Below are 17,511 nucleotides of genomic sequence, written 5' to 3' on the forward strand. Positions count from 1 at the left end.
AGCTGAATGCAAGCCCGGCATGGCTTGGACACCGGCTTCAGGCGGCGTGCAAGCCATGCCGGAAGCGGCGAAAAGTATATCAAGTTTGTGAAGCGTTGCCCTGAGGTCTCCTGCCGCGTACTTTCAACACGCTTTCCACGCGCCCTCCGCCGGCCTCAACCTTCGTACGAAACATCGGCCGTCAGCATATATCCCTCGTTGCGCACCGTGCGGATCAGCGCGGCGCCGCGCGCCGTATCCTTCAAGTGCTGACGCAGGCGGCTGATACAGACATCGATAGAACGATCCAGCGGCGTATGGTTCTTGCCGAAAACTTCGTCAAGCAGATAATCGCGCGAAAGCGGCCGGTTGGGGTGATCCAGCAGCGTGCGCAATGTCCGGTAATCGGAACCACCGAGCGTGATCACCACGCCCTCCGGCGACAGCATCTGCTTCGTGCGCGTGTCGAGCCGCCAGCCGGCAAACGTGATACCGGCGATGGAATCCGCCGGGCGCGCATTGGGCATCGCCCGGCTGCGCCGCAAAACCACCTTGATCTTCGCGACCAGTTCACGCGGGTCGAAGGGCTTTGGCAAATAATCGTCGGCGCCCATTTCAAGGCCGAGCACGCGGTCGAGCAGACCACCGCGCGCACTCAGCATGACGATCGGAACCGTGCTGCTGCGACGCAATTCCCGCGTGAGATCGAGGCCGTCCTCGCCGTCCAGCATGAGGTCGAGCACGACCAGGTCAATGCGCGACGAGTTGATGATCTGCTTCATCTGCGCGCCGCTTTTTGCAGCTTGCGCGCCGTAACCCATGCTGCCGAGGTAATCGAGCAGGAGTTGCCGGATGTTCGGATCGTCATCGACGACGAGTATCTGGTCCATGTGTTCTTTCTTCTTGCCGTGAACGCTGGGTGAACGCTGGGTGAGCGCTATTACGCCGCGGCTGGCGTGTCTGATTCCGCGATGGACATAGCGGCCAGATCCCGCGCCAACACGTTCCATTGCAAATCGCAATCATTCTTATTCAGCAGGGTATCACATGTCGGTTTTACGGATTTGCCGCCGCATCGCTTGGCTGGCGTGGCTTTCGCGATGGCGCTGCTTGAAGAAAACCATCCGGTTTTGATTGACGATCTCACCAATCGATCGCGCATCGCGGGCAAGGTTTAGAGAGCACGTCCCGGCACCGCCCCTGAAGCCAATATTGCTCGCCAACTTTACCCGGTGCGCCGCTTTTTACCGCCTCGCGTCTCCGCCCGTCCGAGCATTACCTCTTCCCAATCCCCGCGCTTTAAACGTCGATGCCGGGTAGTTGGCAGCACATCGATTCAGCGGCGCAAAGGCACGATTTATGCACGCATTCTCTCTCCCGAGCGCGGGCGACAACCAAACGAACGGCTAAAATGCGCGCAATTCCGCGTGCCGCATTCGCTGCCTTCATCGGTGCATAAAGATGCCGCGCTCAGCCATTCACATCGGGACGACGAATCACCATGACGCCGCAACGCGAGGAATCGGGCGCTGACCATTGGCAGGACGAGCCGCCGTTTCCCGTGGTACCCGAGCGTAACTTCGCCGCCCAGCGCATGACCCTGCGGGTCCTGCTGATCGCGGCTATCGTTTTGCCCTGCCTGTATGTTGCGGCCATGTCGTGGAGTGATCTGAAAGGACGCGAAGCCGATGCCGCCGAGGTGGTCGACCGCAACGCGCATGTGGCCGAAGAACATGCGCTGAAAGTCTTCGACATGAACGAGACGCTCAACGCCCGCGTGATCGACCTGATCGACGGCGTGGACGACGACACCCTGCGCCGCGAAGAACTCGCCGTTCACAACAAACTGGCGGCCATGGGCGGCGGTTATCCGCAAGTGGCGGCGGTGAGCATTATCGGCCCGGATGGACGCCTGATTGCCACGAGCCGCGTTTTCCCCTCGCCGGATGTATCGATTGCAACCCGCGACGACTTCGTCGGCATCCGCGACAACAAGATGTTTGAAAACGTCTCCCGCGTGATGTTCGGCAACGTGGCGGGGGAAACCGTGTTCAACACGGCCGTGCTGCGCAAGACCCCGGATGGCCGCTTCGCCGGCATTGTGACCGTCGCGCTTCGTCCCAGCTACTTTGGCGCGTTCTATCGCGAGCTGCTGGGCGAACACTCCACGGTGTCGCTCGGCCTCACGCGCGCAGACGGCGCCGTGCTCGCCTGGTATCCCGCGCGGCCGCCCGAGCGCATGGAACTGGCCGCCAGTTCGCCATTGCGCGAAGCGTATGCGTCGGGAGAGCGGAACGGCGTCGTGCGAATGCGCTCAGGGCTCGACAATCAAATGAAGATCGTGGCGTACCGCAAGGTGGGGAGTTATCCGGTGTATGTGTCCAGCGGATATCCCCTCGCCACCATCTGGGCCGCGTGGTATCGGCATGTCACCGTATTGATGCTGTCCTTGTTCGCGCCGTGCGTGGTGTTGTGGGGCGTGATCTGGTTGTCGCTGCGCCGCCTCGCGAATGAAGAAGATGCCTGGGAGCGCTGGCAAGCGGAAGCGTCCATGCGTCGTTCTATCGAATCGGCTTACCGGCAGGCGCGCAAGATGGAAGCGCTGGGCAATCTGGTCGGCAGCGTCGCGCATGACTTCAACAACCTGCTGATGATCCTCTCAACGAACGTCCAGATTGTCCGGCGACGCGGCGCTACCGGACTGGATCGCGAGTTGTCGGCCATGGAACGTGCGCTTAAAAGCGGCCAGTCGCTGACGCGTCAGTTGCTCGGCGTCGCCCGCAAGCAGCCGCTGCGCAACGAGACCATCGCGATCGGCAAGTGGCTGCCGGCCTGCCGCGAACTACTGAAAGCATCGCTGGGCGCGAAGGTCGCGCTGAATCTCGAAACGAATAGCGATGTGTGGCCCGTTCGCGTCGATGCAGCCGAACTGGAGCTTGCACTGATCAACGTGGCCGTGAACGCCCGCGACGCCATGCCGAACGGCGGCACCTTCTCGGTCCGCGCGGACAACGTGCATTTTCGACACGAGGACGGGTTTCCGATCATCGGCGAATTCGTGCAGTTGACGCTGGAGGACACGGGCGCGGGCATGGGTCCGGAGATCCTCGGCCGTGCGTTCGAACCCTTGTTCACCACCAAGTCCAAAGGCATGGGCACCGGGCTGGGCCTGCCGCAAGTGTTCGCGTTCTGCGAGCGGGCGGGCGGCGTGGCCACTATCGACAGCGCAGTCGGCGCAGGCACGTCGGTGCGGCTCTATCTGCCGCGCGCGAGCGCAACCGCACCCGAAGCGCTCGACGCGCAACACGACACGGCCGCGGCCAGCGAATCGCACGGGTTGCGCGTACTGCTGGTGGAAGATAACGAAGAAGTTGCTGCCGGCACCGAAGCGTTGTTGTCGATGATGAATCACGACGTCACGCATGTCTTCAACGCGGACGGCGCGATCGCCATGCTGGAGGCGGCCCGTCGCGACGTCACGCATGACGGTGCGCTGCCATTCGACGTCGTGCTCTCCGATATCCACATGCCGGGCAAACTGAACGGCATCGACCTGGCCGAGATCCTGCAAAGCTGGACGCCGCGCGTGCCGGTGATCCTGGTGACGGGTTATGCCGAAGAACTGGACCGGGCGCGTCAGGTCGATGCGCGCGTGTTGTCCAAACCGTTCGATATCGCCCTGCTCGATTCGCTTCTGCAAGCCATTCGCGAAGACTTGAGCGCACGCGCCGACAATCGCGAGCACGGCGAAGCCCCGCACTGAGTCGAGCTGCCTTTTCCACACGGTTTGTAAAAACATCCGCTCGCGGGCGGGCATCGGGCGGAGTCGTCCGGGGCTTTGCATGGCGTCGCAGCGCGCACGCACGCGACCCGGCACGCGAGTTGCGAGCCTGACGGGGAATTGCGGCGAATCCGTCTGAAGCGCCGCAACCCAATCAGGCCACTCAGGAGGCAGCCATGCGACACACCGTTATTGGTATCTTCGATACCTACGACCAGGCCGAAGTGGCGCGCAGCGCACTAGTCGCGTCGGGTTTTGCGCGTTCCGACATCGAACTCCAGGCCGCGCCCGAACCTTCCTCGCCCGATGACCCGGCTCTCGCGCCCGGCGCCGGGCAGCCCCCCGAAACCGGCGGTGTGCTGGCGAATATCGAACGCTTCTTTTCGATGCTGTTCGGGGGCCGCGATCAACCGCCCGAAGTGGCGCATTACTCCGAAGCCGTGCGGCGCGGGGCGGTGCTGGTGGCCGTCGATACCGCAACCGAGACGCTCGCCAACACCGCGCGGCAGACGCTCGCTGAGCAAGGCGCAATCGATATAGACGAACGCGCGGCCAGTTGGGGCACGCTGAATCATTCACGCACGGCAGGGACGACACGGCCAGTAACCGATGAAGCCGGGAGCCGCGATCATTCGCTGCTCGACGAACTCGGCCTGGGCTCAGGCAGCGCCGTACCGGGACACGCGCCGGTGAATCCGCCGGCAGATCCACTTGACCCCGTTCGCGCCGATGCCAACCGGGCACGCGCTTATCCGCATGCGGATCGTGACGATCCGGCTGTGCAGCCGCTCGACCCGATCAGCCCGGTCAGCCGCGATGTATTTGCCGGCGGCAGCGATTCGTCGTACCGCGCAACAGGTGGCGATCCGATGACCAGCGGCACGGTCTGGCAAGACACGAAGGAAACGACATTGCGCGCGGCCGGCGCGGAGGACCCGTTGACCGGAACGACTCCCGCCCAAGGCTGGCGCGCTGTCGATCCGCTTGATCCGCTGGATGAAACCGAAGCGTCAGATCGAGTGGGTGCCGCACGCGCCACCAGCACGAGCATGCCGGGCTCGCCGGTTCCGGGGTCGCTCAGCCAGACCGGGGACTCCTTGCTCGGGACGCGTCGGGGCGAGATGAGCACGATGCCGGACGAGTACATGGAGTACGAGGATGAGTTTCGCACGGACTACGAATCGAAGTACGCGGCGACGGGTACGAGTTACGAAGAGTACGAGGAAGCGTATCGATACGGCGTCACAGCGGCCAGCGACGAGCGTTATCACCGCCGCAACTGGGACGACACGATGGAAACCGAACTGCGCCACGACTGGGAAGGCCGCAGTTCAGGCGGCCATGACACATGGGAGCGCTTCAAGCTCGCGGTGCGTCATGGCTGGGAGCGTGTGACCGGGCATCAACATCATCTGTAACTCGCGCTGCTCATCGATTCAGCGCGTTGCAGCGCGTTAAAACGCCAACGGCCCGCTAAAGCGGGCCGTTGGCGTTTTGCAGTCTAAACCGTCGCAAGGCGCTGAACCCACGCGACGTATTTATCGACGAAATTCTGCAGGAACTTGCGCGTGTCCTCGTTCACGATCGTGCCGCTGGCATCGATACGGTTCGCATCGTGCTTGACGAACATCTCCGGGTGACCCATCAGCGTTACATCGAGGTAAGCGAGCACATTTCGCAGATGCGCCTGCGCGAGCGCCGTACCGGTCGCACCCGGCGACGTGCCGAGCACCGCGCCCGGCTTGTTGCCCCACGCGCTGTGGCCCCACGGCCGCGATCCCCAGTCCAGCGCATTCTTCAGCACGCCGGGAATCGAACGGTTGTATTCCGGCGTCACGAACAGCAAGCCATTCGCCGCCAGTATCTTTTCCTTAAAGGTTCGCGCGACTTCGGGGAAATCGCTGTCGTAGTCCTGGCTATAGAGCGGCAAGCTCGCGATGTCCAGGAACTCGAACGAAAAATCCGCGGGCGCAAGCGACGTTACAGCGTGCGCGAGCTGCTTGTTAAATGACTCTCGGCGAATGCTGCCAACAACAACCGCAATCTTGTAGGTCATGGCTTGTCCCGGTGACTGAATGAAGCGGAGGGATGAATTGCATCCACGAATGTGACGCGTACCCGCCGATCCATCATAGGCGTTCGACCGGGGCCAAGGCTATCCGAAATGGGTTGGATTGACGCCCGGGCCGACATCTGGCGGTACATGTTTCTTGTCACGTTCTGCTTCGAGCTGGGCATTTCGATCGATACCGGGCGACAGGCCCGTTTCAAGCCATTTTCGAGATGATTTCCACAAAGTTGTCCACAGAATCTGTGGACAACTTTGCAGATGTTTAATAATTCGCACTAAACCGCCAGATCGTTGGCGGAATAAGGCTAGGAGCGTGGCGAAAGCCGGCAGGAACGCTGTTATTGCCAGCGGTGGTCAAAAGTTATTGACCGAAGACCACATTGCAGGAGAACGCAATGATTGGAGTGCTGCGGGCCGGGATGAGCGAGCGGTCATCTGCGCGCGCCGACATAGAACTTCACATTCATGCGCGATGAACAACAATATGTTTTCTCAATCGACATTGGTCATCGATAGTGATTTGAATAGACTGCTTCACATCGATGGCGTGAAACGCGCCGTCTCCAAACAGTCAAGGATTCGTCATGAAACGCGCGCTTATCGGAAGTTTGTTTATCGCCGTAATGGTCTCGTCGGCACCCGTCTTTGCTCAATCCATCGACACCGCGCAGCAAAACGCCTACGCGCCGAGAACGCGGGCCGAGGTGAGGGCCGAACTGATCGCCGCACAACAGAGCGGTGAGCTCGACGCGATCCACACGGAAAGTTATCCCCAGTTGTTGCCCTATCAAGCCGCGCGGTTCGAACGCGTCACATCGGGTGCGGACACGACCGTGACGCAAGCGAACGGGATGCGCGTGAGCGCGCAATAAGCGCAACGGGGGAAGACACAGCAACGCGGCGAATTCGATTGCTGGTGCCGCGTTATGTGTCATCGGCGCACGGTTTAATGTTCAACGTAAAGAACACAAACGCCCTAGATAGACGTTATGTTCAAAATATTGAACATAACGCGACCGAACCGGGTCTTGCGATGTCCGCTATCAGGTCAACACGGCAAGGCACACCGTGACCGTGACGAGCGAGATGACCGTGGAAAACAGAATGGCGCTGGACGTCACTGCCGCTTCCCGCCGATAAAACTCCGCCAGCATGAACGGCCCCGTCCCCGTGGGTAACGCGCTGAGTATGACGGCGGTCTTCGCCCACAACACCGGCAACGCGAACACATGAAACGCCAGCCACCCCGTCAGCAGCGGTTGCGCAGTGAGCTTGGCCAAGACCAGCATCGTGGTGGTTTTCGCCGCGCCGCCTTCTGACTTCTCGCCGAGGAACAGCCCAAGCGCAACGAGCGCGCACGGACTTGCCGCCGCGCCCAGCAACTTGAGAAACGTGTCCGCACCACCCGAGATAGTGAGCCCCGCTCCGCTGCATAGCCACCCCGCGAACGGCGCGAACAACAACGGATTGGTGACCAGCGACCTGACCACCTTGCCAAGCGTGGCGACAAACTTCTTCTCCGTCTGCAGCCCCAGTTCGATCAACACAATAGCCACGGCGAACAGCACGCACACCGTCATGATCGTGGCAATCACCGCGGGCGCAAGGCTCGCGTGACCGAAGGCAAGCGCGCATAACGGCAAGCCGATGAAACCCGCATTCGGATACGCAGCGTTGAGACCGTCGAGGCTGGCATCGGCGAGATGACGTGATTGCTTTAATCGAACCAGCACCGTCAGCAGGAATATCCCGCCCGCTCCCAGACCAAACACTGCTATGAACGCAGGCTGATCGAGCGCATGCCACGGCGTGGTCGCCATGATGTCGAAGAGCAACGCGGGCAATGCCAGATAGACCACGAATCGATTCAGTTCCGACGACGCATTCGGCCCTAGCCGATTAGTCTTGCGACACGCGTAACCCGCGAAGATCAACGCGAACACAGGAAGAATGATTCTCAGAAGCGGGGTGAAAAGCGATGAGACCAGCGACGACATGAGCAGCGGAGCCAAGTGAACGAGGCCAAGAGCATAGCGGCTGAATCCGCTTGCCGCAGAGCGGACTTTATAAAGGTGAGCGATTTCGGGAGCCGCGCGAGGTGAGTTGCATGACCCGGCAAAAACTCACGCTTAAGGCTTTTTTCAAGTATCGCTAACTAGATCGAAGAGCTAACCATGCCTCAGCAAGTGCTTGAGGTATACCGCTGTAAGCCTTTATCTATAAGGCTTTCACGGCTTCGCTTCTACATCGGCTTGAGATCTTCATTGCGTTTCGTATGGGTGATACGCGACGTGGACTCGACACTCCGCTTGCCCGAGCGTGAAGTGAGTGACGCGATAGGTGAGGTTATACGGGAGAGTGATCCTTCGATGTTGAGAAAGCACATGAAGTGCTTCGAGCGAGTCTTGCAGCGGACTGCATGCGCCACGTTAAAGTGTTCTCTATCAACGAGTTGCGGCCTGTTGTTAAAACAGTTGATACGGGTGAAGGTGAGCTTTAAGTGCTTGCTGCCAATGCTTTCCGATGACTTCATCACGCTATAGGTGAGGCTATGCGGGACCCGAAGCAACGGAACGAAGCTTGCTCATACAGCGACGCTTACCGCTTAAATGCCGCTTCAACACAACGAGGACCATCATGAAATTCAAACGATCCGTCACCATCGGTATGACGGCTTTGCTGGTGATCGGCGGACTGGGGCTGCTGGCCACAAGCACCAAGGCCGGCGGCAAAAAGAGCGGCAACGCGCAGGTGCCCGAGCCTGCGAAGCCGGTCGATCTCGATCGTTACCTGGGCCAATGGTACGAATTTGCACGCTATGAGAACCGCTTCGAACGCGGCTGCGAAGCGGTCACGGCGAACTATGCAAAACGCGACGACGGGCTGGTTTCCATCATCAATTCATGTCGGGACGGCGGAGTGAATGGAGCATTCAGGTCGTCCGAAGGGAAGGCGAAGATCGTGCCGGAAACGAACAACGCGAAGCTCAAAGTGTCGTTCTTCGGACCGTTCTACGTGGGCGATTACTGGGTGCTCGATCACGCCGATGACTACACATGGTCCATCGTCGGCGAACCGAGCGGCAAGTACCTGTGGATCCTGACGCGTGAAGCGAAGCCATCGGCTGAGCAACGCACGGCATTGGTCAATCGCGCACGCTCGCTCGGCTACGACGTGACCTTGTTGCGGGAGACGCTGCATTGAACCCCGCATTTGAACCCATCACGCGTGAACCTTTTCGAAGCTCACGCGGGAGGTGTTCAAGCGGGAGGTGTTCAAGCATCAATCAGGAAGCGTTCCTTGTTGCGCCCTGCCAGCCAGGCGGGTGGGCGCCCGCGCCCGCTCCATGTCTCGCCGGTCTTCGGATTGCGATACTTCGGCGGCAGCGGCGCCTTTCTGGCCGGCTTGCCGCGCCTCGCGGAAAAGCCCAGCTCTTCGGCGGTCAGATCGTAGTCAACGATCTTGCGCTTGATATCCTCGATCACAACCGCGATTTCCTTCTGCTGCGCAATCGCAACTTCCTTATGCAGTTTTTCGAGTTGGGCGGTCAGTTGCTTGTAGGTGGCCATAAGCTGCTCTCTGGGTTCGGCATGTGCCCGAATTGGAGATGGCGTGATAACGCCAGTCATCGGTTCTTACTCGTCACCGCTTAGTCGTCGATGGCGTCATACAGATGGCGCTCGAACACGGCTGCCATCGGAAAGGGTTCCAGGCTGCGTCGCTGAATCAGCAGGATGCCGATCATGTTTTCCACCGGATCGGCGAACCAGCTCGTGCCAAACGCACCGGGCCAGCCGAACGAACCCACGGAACGATAACCGAGTGTGCGTTGTTGCGCAGGATCGTCCACGATAGCCAGGCCCAATCCAAACCCTTGGCCCGCCCACGCGATCTGGCCGAACGCCGGAATACGGCGCTGATCACGCGACAGAAAATTCGTGCGCATGAGGTCGACCGACCGATGCGACAGCAGGCGCGGACCGCGCGCGCGTTCATCGGCATCGCCTTGCAGACGGCCGCGGCCGAGCAGCAGGCGCGCGAAACGCAGATAGTCGTCGGCAGTGGAAACAAGACCGCCGCCGCCGTTTTGAAAACGCCCGGGTTTGGCAAAGCGGCTCGATGCCGGATGATCTTCCACCACGCGTTGTCGCGTAGCGGGATCAATGGCATAGGCCACCGACAAGCGCGCGAGTTTTTCGGGCGGCACCACGAAGCCCGTGTCTGCCATTGCCAGCGGCTCGAAGATGCGCGTACGGAAGAACGCTTCAAGCGACAACCCGCTGATGCGCTGAATCAGCGCGCCGAGGACATCGGTGGAAATGCCGTAGTGCCAGCGCGTGCCGGGTTGGAACATCAGGGGCAGCTCGGCCACGCGGTTCAGCCATGCGCCAGGATCAACCGATGCATCGACGTCGTTGAAGATATTGCCGTAAGCGCCGGCTAACGCGCCGAACGCGGTGAAGTGATAGGCGAACCCGGCGCGGTGCGTGAGCAGATCCAGCAACGTGATGGGTACACGGGCGGGTTCTGTACGGTCGAGCGGCGCGGAGGGGTCGGTGAGTACCTTGAGGTTGGCCAGTTCGGGCAACCAGCGTGACACCGGGTCATCGAGCGCGATGCGGCCTTCCTCCACCAGCATCAAGGCAGCGACGCTCGTCACGGGTTTCGTCATGGAAGCAATACGAAACAGCGTGTCGCGTGTCATGGGCGTGAGGGTGTCGCTGTCGCTGTGGCCCAGTGTGTCGACCCGGGCTATTTCGCCATGCCGCCAGACCAGGGTGACACAGCCGGCAACGTCACCGGTCTCGACGAACTGCTGCATCGCGGTACGAGTGCGCTGAAGGCGCGTGGTGCTGAATCCCGCGTCTGACATTCAATATCCCTCTTGGTACGCATTTCTCAGCACATCATTTAAGCACGCCTGAAATGGGACTCCAGGGGAAGAGTTACCTCGGGTTGTAACTCCATGACACAAAACGGGAAAAATCAGACCATCGAAATCTTACACCAGCTTTAAACCAGCGAGCAGTTCAATCCGATACTGGCTTCGAGCTGTTCGAGCCTGTCGTTGACTCGCTGCATGCGGGATTGCTGAGCGGGCACAAGCGCACAGGATGCGACCAAATCAACCCGGTTACGCCAGTAAGACAATGGGATACGGTCATCAGCGGAAATTCTTCCGATTACCTGCTCCAGATGGAGAATATCCGTTTCTATTTGCCGGTGATTCATTCACTACTCCAAGGTAGATGTTATTTTTACTTTTTATGAAACGAATTCGAAGCAACACACGGAACAGATAACCGTTTTCCGGTGTCATAAACTGGATGCCATGAGTTCGAACAATGCGCGGCCCGGGCCGCCAGAAGGAGGCAGCACAGGCCGTGGAAGGACTTCCTGCAGAGTATCGAAACATGCGGGGTGCTGTATATTCCGCAAATGCGGAACAGTAAAAACGCAATAAGCCGGCGTTCCGGATCGGCAAATTATCCGCATGACAGGAGGAAATGGATGCTTTTTGAAAGCGACCAATACGATCAGGCTGTCAATGCTATATACGAAACGCTTGCGCGTCCTCGCGCGTGGCACGCTGTATGTACTGCGATTGCCGGCTTGATTGGCGCCCGCGCAGTCTGGATAACCGTCAGCAATAAGCAACCTGCTAATTTGCATTCCGAAAATGTGGGATATCCGGAGAATACGGATTATTACAACACCTCCGGATATCGGCCGGCGGAAGTGGCGAAGAATTCAATTGAATCGTTTGCGCGCTTCAGATCGGATCAGAAGCGTGCTGATTCCGCGAACATAAGCGCGTCGGGACATATTTCAAACCGGCATATTCTCGATACCAGCGAATTGCTGATCACGCTGGTCTGCGAGTTTGTATCGGAGGGGGAGGCGCTAACTCAGTCGGAGCCACGCTGGCTCGATCGCCTGATGCCGCATCTTTCGCGCGCTGCACAACTTCAGGACGCACATTATTTCGCGACGCCCGAGCTTTTCGCCCGTGTTCCCTTTCTCGATGAATGGCGTCAACCTGCCATGCTCGTCGCACTGAACGGGAAGGTGCTCCGCTTTAACGACGCAGCCACCCAGATGCTGGGAAGGACCCGGTTGATTCAGGTTGTCGACGGATTGCTTGAATTGCAAGGCGCGGCGCAACGGCGGATTCTGGATGAATGCGGCGCGGCGGCAGACATGGCGCCGGTGTATCGAATGCGTCGGCTGACGGAAGAGCCCCACAGGGAGCCTGCGGGTCAAGACGCGCTATACGTGTTTTATCACCCGGTCGCAATGAGCCGCGGGCATGCCGCGCTGATCACGTTCTATCACCCGGATTCACCGCCTATTGTCGATCCCGATCTGCTCGCGAGCGCGTTCGACCTGACGCCGGCGGAGTGCCGCGTGGCCTGTCATATCGCGGAAGGGCGCACGCCCAAGGAGATAGCCGGGAAAATCGGCGTGCAGCACGACACCGTGCGCAAGCAATTGCAGGCGATCTATCAGAAGACGGCGACCAATCGTCAGGTCGATCTGATTCGCCTGCTGCTCAATCTGCCCGCGCACCCGGCGCGGAACTAGAGCCTTGGCCTGGATGAAACAAGGGCGGGCCTTATTTCGCCCTGCACGCGATCAACAGGCTGTTCTGGCCGTTGTCGCTGCTTTGATCGAGGACGTCGTAACTGCCTGCGCACAACGCACGGGCATTTTCCTGGCAATTACTCCAGCCGCCGTTAGTCGGGCACTGGATCATGCTGGTCGGGCGGCCATCGGATGAAAAAAGCGGCGGCGCGCTGCTGCACGCAGACAACACCGACACCGCAGCCGCAAGCGGCAACAGCGCCAGAAAACGCGATGCTCGTACGCTGGAAATCTTCATCCGGAACCCCTTTTAACGCTGTTTTTATTGATTCCGCGAGTATGCCACGCGGAGCTTTCTGCTTGCCTCCCTGGAGCGCGGATCCTGCGCTCTCCGGGCATCTTTCCGGATACGTTCGCGCTACTTCTGAAGCCCCCAGATGTCGCTGTCGATCATCTCGACGCGGGCATCGATCTTCGCTTTTACATCGGCGAGTGCCTGGTTGTAGAAATGCGCGCCAATGATCTTCGATAACTCATCAAGCCATTCCTTCGCCTCGAACTGACCAAGCCGCGCGTCGAAGCGTTCTTGCGCCAGCCGCTGCAACTGGTCGATGGCCAGCGCCTCGTGCTCGCGGGATAACACCATCTTGTTCGTGTCTTTGCTCATGTTTTTTGCTCGTGGTTCAAACGTCTATGCCTAGTGCAACGATCTTCTTGTACATCGTCGCCCGGCCAATGCCAATCCGCTGCGCCGCCTCGGCCACGCGGCCGCCGCTTGCACGCAGGGCTTCCGCGAGGAAACGCTTTTCGAAGCCCGTCATGGCTTCGGCGTAGGACGTCGTATCGGTTTCTTCGGGCATGCCTGCGGATTCCGGCGACGCCTCTGTACCCATGAAGGCGCCGAGCGCGCGGGCATCGATATGTTCACTGTCCGACAACATCACCGCGCGCTCCAGCACGTTGCGCAATTCGCGCACGTTGCCGGGCCACGAATACGCGGCGAGCACGCGCAGTGCGTCGTCGTGGAGCACGAACTGGCCGGCGTGACGCGGGCGGGCATCGGCGGAAAGCTCTTCGAGCATGGCGTACACCAGCGCCTCGATATCCCCCGCCCGCTCGCGCAACGGCGGCGCGTGAATGGACAGCACGTTCAGCCGATAAAACAAGTCCGCGCGAAACCGGCCGCTGGCGACCAGCGCCGGCAAATCCGCCGACGTCGCCGCAATGATCCGGACATCCGTGCGCACGATCCGGTTCGATCCCAGCGGTTCAAACTCCTTCTCTTGCAACACGCGCAGCAACTTGCCCTGCAGCACGAGCGGCATATCGCCGATTTCATCGAGGAAGAGCGTGCCGCCATCGGCCAGTTCGAACTTGCCCACACGGCCTTTGCGATCCGCGCCCGTGTACGCGCCCGCCGCCGCGCCGAAAAACTCCACTTCCAGCAAGGTGTCCGGAATCGCCGCGACGTTCACGGTCACGAGCGGCCGCGCCGCGCGCGTGGATGCGCCGTGAATCGCGTGCGCCAGCAATTCCTTGCCCGTGCCCGTTTCGCCGGACAGCAGCACGGGCGAATCGACTTGCGCCGCGCGTCGCGCCTGGCGCTTGACATCGAGGCTCGCGGCGCTCGTCCCCACGAAACTCGCGAATGTGTATTTGGCGCGCCGCGCCTGCGCGAGCGATTGCCGTGTCGCGATCAGTTCCTGCTGCACGCGCGAGTAATGCGAAAAGAGCGGCGTGAGGGCCTTCATTTCGTCGAAGAGCGCAAACCCGATTGCGCCGACCGTCTGGCCGAAATCGTCCTTCAGCGGCAGGCGCGTGACAACCAGCGGCTCGCGATCCGTTTCCAGCAGATCGAGCAGGATCGGCTTGCCCGTTGTCACGACTTCGCGCATCAGGCTGTTCGGAATCACTGCTTCGCAATCGCGGCCGATCGCCTCTTGCGGGTCCGAAAACCCGAAGCGCGCCGCGTAGCGTTTGTTGATCCAGACAACCCGCGATTCTTTATCGACGATAAACGTGCCTTCGCTGAAATTCTCGAAGGTCTTGAAAAGCGAATCCATCGCGCGACGCAAAACGTCGCTGTAATCGACGGGGACATGCGTCCAGTCGTTGTGCATCCAGTGTCTCGCGGGGTTTTCTCGATATGGAGACAGGATATCTCGAAATGTGGAAATCCAGCAAGATGGCTGTCAAACATTATGTGACCGGCCGTTCGGGCGAGTTTTGCGTCAGCGCGTTGTCTCGATTTTGTCTCGATAGGTAGACATTATTCAGGACGCATGGAGCGCATTGGACCCGTATTCCCTTGCTGGGTAACGCTTCCCGGTCTTTGGCATGAATGCTGCATAGAGGGCGCACCTGATTTACAACACCACAACAACTAACGGAGACTTAATGTCGTTCATCATCGTCCTCGCCGCCCTGGCGTTTCTCATGCTGGCCGCGTATCGCGGATACAGTGTGATCCTGGTGGCGCCCCTTGCCGCGCTCGCAGCAGTCCTTCTGACCGAACCCGCCGCCGTCGCGCCGGTGTTCTCCGGCATCTTCATGGAAAAGATGGTCGGCTTCGTGAAGCTGTATTTCCCCGTGTTCCTGCTCGGCGCCGTGTTCGGCAAAGTGGTCGAGTTGTCGGGATTCTCCGAATCGATCGTGGCCGCCGCTATTCGATACATCGGCAAGACGCGCGTCAATGCGGTGATTGTCGCGGTGTGCGCGTTGCTCACCTATGGCGGCGTGTCGCTGTTCGTGGTCGTGTTCGCGGTCTATCCGTTCGCGGCCGAAATGTACCGGCAGAGCAATATCCCGAAGCGGCTGATGCCCGGCGCCATCGCGCTCGGTGCGTTCTCGTTCACCATGGATTCGCTGCCGGGCACGCCGCAGATCCAGAACATCATTCCCACAACCTTCTTCAAGACCACCGGTTGGGCCGCGCCGTGGCTCGGCACCATTGGCTCACTGTTTATCGTCGTGGTCGGGCTGACGTTCCTGGAATGGCGCCGCCGTTCAGTCATGGCAACGGGCGAAGGCTACGGCACGTCGCTCGTGAACGAGCCGGAGCGCGTGGAAAGCGCGCATTTGCCGAATCCGCTGCTCGCCGTTGCGCCGCTGGTGCTGGTGGGCGTCGCGAACTTCGTGCTGACGAAGCTGATCCCGGTCTGGTACGGCGCGAGTTATTCCGTCGCTGCCGACGTGCTGCCGGGTGTTCACGCACCGGTTGTCACGCCGATCAAATCGGTCGTCGCGATCTGGGCCGTGGAAGGCGCGTTGCTGCTGGGCATTTTGCTGGTTGTGTTGACCGCTTTCGGTCGCGTGCGCGAACGCTTTGCGGTAGGAACGAAAGCGGCGGTCGGCGGTGCGTTGCTCGCCGCGATGAACACCGCGTCCGAGTATGGTTTCGGCGGTGTGATCGCGGCGTTGCCGGGGTTTATCGTGGTCAGCGATGCGCTCAAGAGCATCCCGAATCCGCTCGTGAACGCGGCTGTCTCGGTGAGTTCGCTGGCGGGCATCACAGGCTCGGCATCGGGCGGCATGAGCATCGCGCTGGCGGCCATGTCCGATACATTCATCAAAGGCGCGGAAGCCGCGCATATCCCGCTGGACGTGCTGCATCGCGTGGTCGCCATGGCGAGTGGCGGCATGGACACGCTGCCGCATAACGGCGCGGTGATCACGCTGCTGGCCGTGACCGGACTGACGCACCGCGAGTCGTATCGCGACATCTTCGCTGTGACGATCATCAAGACGCTGGCCGTGTTTTTCGTGATCGCGGTGTATTACACGACTGGACTGGTTTAAGGCTTTTGGTATTTGCATCGGCGGCGCACGTTGAAAGCCGTCAATGCAAACCAACGTCCCTTACCCGCATCTGGCAAACTTTGCGGCAGCCGCTTTCGCCTCCCCGTTCCTCCCTCACAGGACTTCCCCCATGACCTCATCCGCAGCAACACCGCTCGCCGGCAAAACCGCGCTCGTCACCGGATCGACGAGCGGCATCGGCCTTGGAATCGCTAACGCGCTGGCGCAAGCCGGCGCGAATCTCGTGTTGAACGGCTTCGGTGACGCCTCCGTCATTCAAAGCGCCATCGCGCAAATTGAACAGCACGGCGTGAAGGCCGTGCATCACGGCGCGGACATGTCGAAGTCCGCCGAGATTGAAGCAATGATCGCCTTCGCCATCGAGCAATTCGGCGCCGTTGATGTGCTCGTGAACAACGCGGGCATCCAGCACGTGGCGACTATCGATACCTTCCCCGTCGACAAGTGGGACGCGATTATCGCGATCAACCTGAGCTCGGCATTTCATACCATGCGCGTGGCGCTGCCCCGGATGCGCGACAACGGCTGGGGCCGCGTCATCAACATTGCGTCGGCACATGGGCTGGTGGGATCGGTGGGGAAATCGGCTTACGTGGCGGCCAAGCACGGCATTGTCGGCCTGACGAAAGTGGCTGCGCTCGAAAACGCGCGCACGGGCGTGACGGTGAATGCGATCTGCCCGGGATTCGTGCTGACGCCGCTGGTGCAAAAGCAGATCGACGATATCGCGACGCGCGACAACATTTCGCCGGACGCGGCGCGCTCGAAGTTGCTGGGAGAGAAACAGCCGTCGGAACAGTTTGTCACGCCGGAACAGATCGGCGAGCTGGCCGTGTTCCTGTGCTCGGAAGGCGCCAATGAAATGCGCGGCGCGGCGCTGCAGATTGATGGCGGGTGGACGTCGCAGTGAAGCATGCGATGAGCGGAGCGCGTGCCTGCCGTGGCAACCGTTGGTACTATCGGGGTTCGTAGAACGGAGACTCTGATGACGGCCGAACACAATCGAACAGAAGAAGCGCGGGCGATGGAGCGCATCGTCAATGCCACGCGGCAGGTGCAGACCGCGTTCACGGCGTTGCAAGGGCACTTTCCGCCGGGAGGCGATGGCCGGCCGTCGCAGATGGCATTGCAGACCTTCGACGCCGCGCTCCAGGAACTAGAGGAAGCGCAAGCCGCGTTCGACACGATGTTGAACGACCTGTTCGACGGAAACCGCTAAAAGGGTTTGATTCGTTCGCGCGCGGGATGACGGGCCGGCAACCACCACCCACGGCGC

General features: G+C 60.4%; 18 protein-coding genes. 9 read left to right on the forward strand and 9 right to left on the reverse strand.

Translation table 11 applies throughout. The annotated features are described in order from the left end of the window. Positions 1 to 155 precede the first annotated feature (155 nt). Positions 156 to 869, reverse strand: coding sequence for a response regulator transcription factor (locus HB376_RS14200; RefSeq protein ID WP_213764296.1), 714 nt, complete (start codon positions 867 to 869; stop codon positions 156 to 158). Positions 870 to 950: 81 nt separating this feature from the next. Here HB376_RS14200 and HB376_RS14205 point away from each other — a divergent pair, with 81 nt between their 5' ends. The 3 genes from HB376_RS14205 (at position 951) to HB376_RS14215 (ending at position 5,178) form a co-directional block, all read left to right on the forward strand. Beyond that, positions 951 to 1,157: a hypothetical protein gene (locus HB376_RS14205; RefSeq protein WP_213764297.1), complete on the forward strand. Its 207-nt coding sequence runs from the start codon at positions 951 to 953 to the stop codon at positions 1,155 to 1,157. Positions 1,158 to 1,480: 323 nt separating this feature from the next. Then, positions 1,481 to 3,742 carry a hybrid sensor histidine kinase/response regulator gene (locus HB376_RS14210; protein WP_213764298.1) on the forward strand — a complete coding sequence of 754 codons (2,262 nt, stop codon included), beginning with the start codon at positions 1,481 to 1,483 and terminating at the stop codon, positions 3,740 to 3,742. Positions 3,743 to 3,936: 194 nt separating this feature from the next. Further along, entirely contained in the window at positions 3,937 to 5,178 is a 1,242-nt protein-coding gene (locus tag HB376_RS14215) for a hypothetical protein (RefSeq protein ID WP_213764299.1), read from the forward strand. A gap of 83 nt (positions 5,179 to 5,261) precedes the next feature. Here the strand turns inward: HB376_RS14215 and HB376_RS14220 are convergent, their stop codons facing one another. After that, on the reverse strand, positions 5,262 to 5,816 hold the full coding sequence (locus tag HB376_RS14220) for an NADPH-dependent FMN reductase (RefSeq protein ID WP_213764300.1): 555 nt from the start codon (positions 5,814 to 5,816) through the stop codon (positions 5,262 to 5,264). A gap of 599 nt (positions 5,817 to 6,415) precedes the next feature. Between HB376_RS14220 and HB376_RS14225 the strand changes: the two genes are divergently transcribed. After that, entirely contained in the window at positions 6,416 to 6,703 is a 288-nt protein-coding gene (locus HB376_RS14225) for a DUF4148 domain-containing protein (protein WP_213764301.1), read from the forward strand. A gap of 171 nt (positions 6,704 to 6,874) precedes the next feature. Here HB376_RS14225 and HB376_RS14230 read toward each other — a convergent pair whose 3' ends face one another. Further along, positions 6,875 to 7,828, reverse strand: a complete 954-nt coding sequence (locus HB376_RS14230) for an AEC family transporter (protein ID WP_213764302.1) — start codon at positions 7,826 to 7,828, stop codon at positions 6,875 to 6,877. 640 nt (positions 7,829 to 8,468) lie between these two features. Between HB376_RS14230 and HB376_RS14235 the strand changes: the two genes are divergently transcribed. After that, entirely contained in the window at positions 8,469 to 9,035 is a 567-nt protein-coding gene (locus HB376_RS14235) for a lipocalin family protein (RefSeq protein WP_213764303.1), read from the forward strand. Between the two features lie 71 nt (positions 9,036 to 9,106). Here HB376_RS14235 and HB376_RS14240 read toward each other — a convergent pair whose 3' ends face one another. The 3 genes from HB376_RS14240 to HB376_RS14250 all read right to left on the reverse strand — a co-directional run bounded on the left by HB376_RS14240 (position 9,107) and on the right by HB376_RS14250 (position 11,063). Beyond that, the gene (locus HB376_RS14240; protein ID WP_213764386.1) at positions 9,107 to 9,400 is read right to left on the reverse strand and encodes an H-NS histone family protein; all 294 of its coding nucleotides are present in this window, start codon (positions 9,398 to 9,400) and stop codon (positions 9,107 to 9,109) included. Between the two features lie 80 nt (positions 9,401 to 9,480). Further along, positions 9,481 to 10,704 (reverse strand): serine hydrolase domain-containing protein, encoded by a 1,224-nt coding sequence (locus tag HB376_RS14245; protein WP_213764304.1) that lies wholly within the window; start codon positions 10,702 to 10,704, stop codon positions 9,481 to 9,483. 140 nt (positions 10,705 to 10,844) lie between these two features. Further along, positions 10,845 to 11,063 (reverse strand): hypothetical protein, encoded by a 219-nt coding sequence (locus tag HB376_RS14250; RefSeq protein WP_213764305.1) that lies wholly within the window; start codon positions 11,061 to 11,063, stop codon positions 10,845 to 10,847. Between the two features lie 279 nt (positions 11,064 to 11,342). Here HB376_RS14250 and HB376_RS14255 point away from each other — a divergent pair, with 279 nt between their 5' ends. After that, positions 11,343 to 12,416 (forward strand): helix-turn-helix transcriptional regulator, encoded by a 1,074-nt coding sequence (locus HB376_RS14255; protein WP_213764306.1) that lies wholly within the window; start codon positions 11,343 to 11,345, stop codon positions 12,414 to 12,416. Positions 12,417 to 12,447: 31 nt separating this feature from the next. On the opposite strand, the gene HB376_RS14260 is transcribed toward HB376_RS14255, so the two are convergent. From HB376_RS14260 to HB376_RS14270, 3 genes are all read right to left on the reverse strand, one after another. Further along, a complete protein-coding gene (locus HB376_RS14260; RefSeq protein WP_255631336.1) occupies positions 12,448 to 12,714 on the reverse strand; it encodes a hypothetical protein in 267 nt (88 codons plus the stop codon). A 120-nt stretch (positions 12,715 to 12,834) separates the two neighbouring features. Next, the gene (locus tag HB376_RS14265; RefSeq protein ID WP_213764307.1) at positions 12,835 to 13,083 is read right to left on the reverse strand and encodes a DUF2164 domain-containing protein; all 249 of its coding nucleotides are present in this window, start codon (positions 13,081 to 13,083) and stop codon (positions 12,835 to 12,837) included. A 16-nt stretch (positions 13,084 to 13,099) separates the two neighbouring features. Then, a complete protein-coding gene (locus HB376_RS14270) occupies positions 13,100 to 14,536 on the reverse strand; it encodes a sigma 54-interacting transcriptional regulator (RefSeq protein ID WP_213764308.1) in 1,437 nt (478 codons plus the stop codon). A gap of 277 nt (positions 14,537 to 14,813) precedes the next feature. On the opposite strand from HB376_RS14270, the gene HB376_RS14275 reads away from it, so the two are divergent. From HB376_RS14275 to HB376_RS14285, 3 genes are all read left to right on the forward strand, one after another. Then, positions 14,814 to 16,214 carry a GntP family permease gene (locus tag HB376_RS14275; protein WP_213764309.1) on the forward strand — a complete coding sequence of 467 codons (1,401 nt, stop codon included), beginning with the start codon at positions 14,814 to 14,816 and terminating at the stop codon, positions 16,212 to 16,214. A gap of 130 nt (positions 16,215 to 16,344) precedes the next feature. Further along, entirely contained in the window at positions 16,345 to 17,145 is an 801-nt protein-coding gene (locus HB376_RS14280; protein WP_213764310.1) for a 3-hydroxybutyrate dehydrogenase, read from the forward strand. A 75-nt stretch (positions 17,146 to 17,220) separates the two neighbouring features. Then, on the forward strand, positions 17,221 to 17,454 hold the full coding sequence (locus tag HB376_RS14285) for a hypothetical protein (RefSeq protein ID WP_158939805.1): 234 nt from the start codon (positions 17,221 to 17,223) through the stop codon (positions 17,452 to 17,454). Positions 17,455 to 17,511 lie beyond the last annotated feature (57 nt).

This window comes from Caballeronia sp. dw_19 (assembly GCF_018449515.1).
Classification (GTDB): domain Bacteria; phylum Pseudomonadota; class Gammaproteobacteria; order Burkholderiales; family Burkholderiaceae; genus Caballeronia.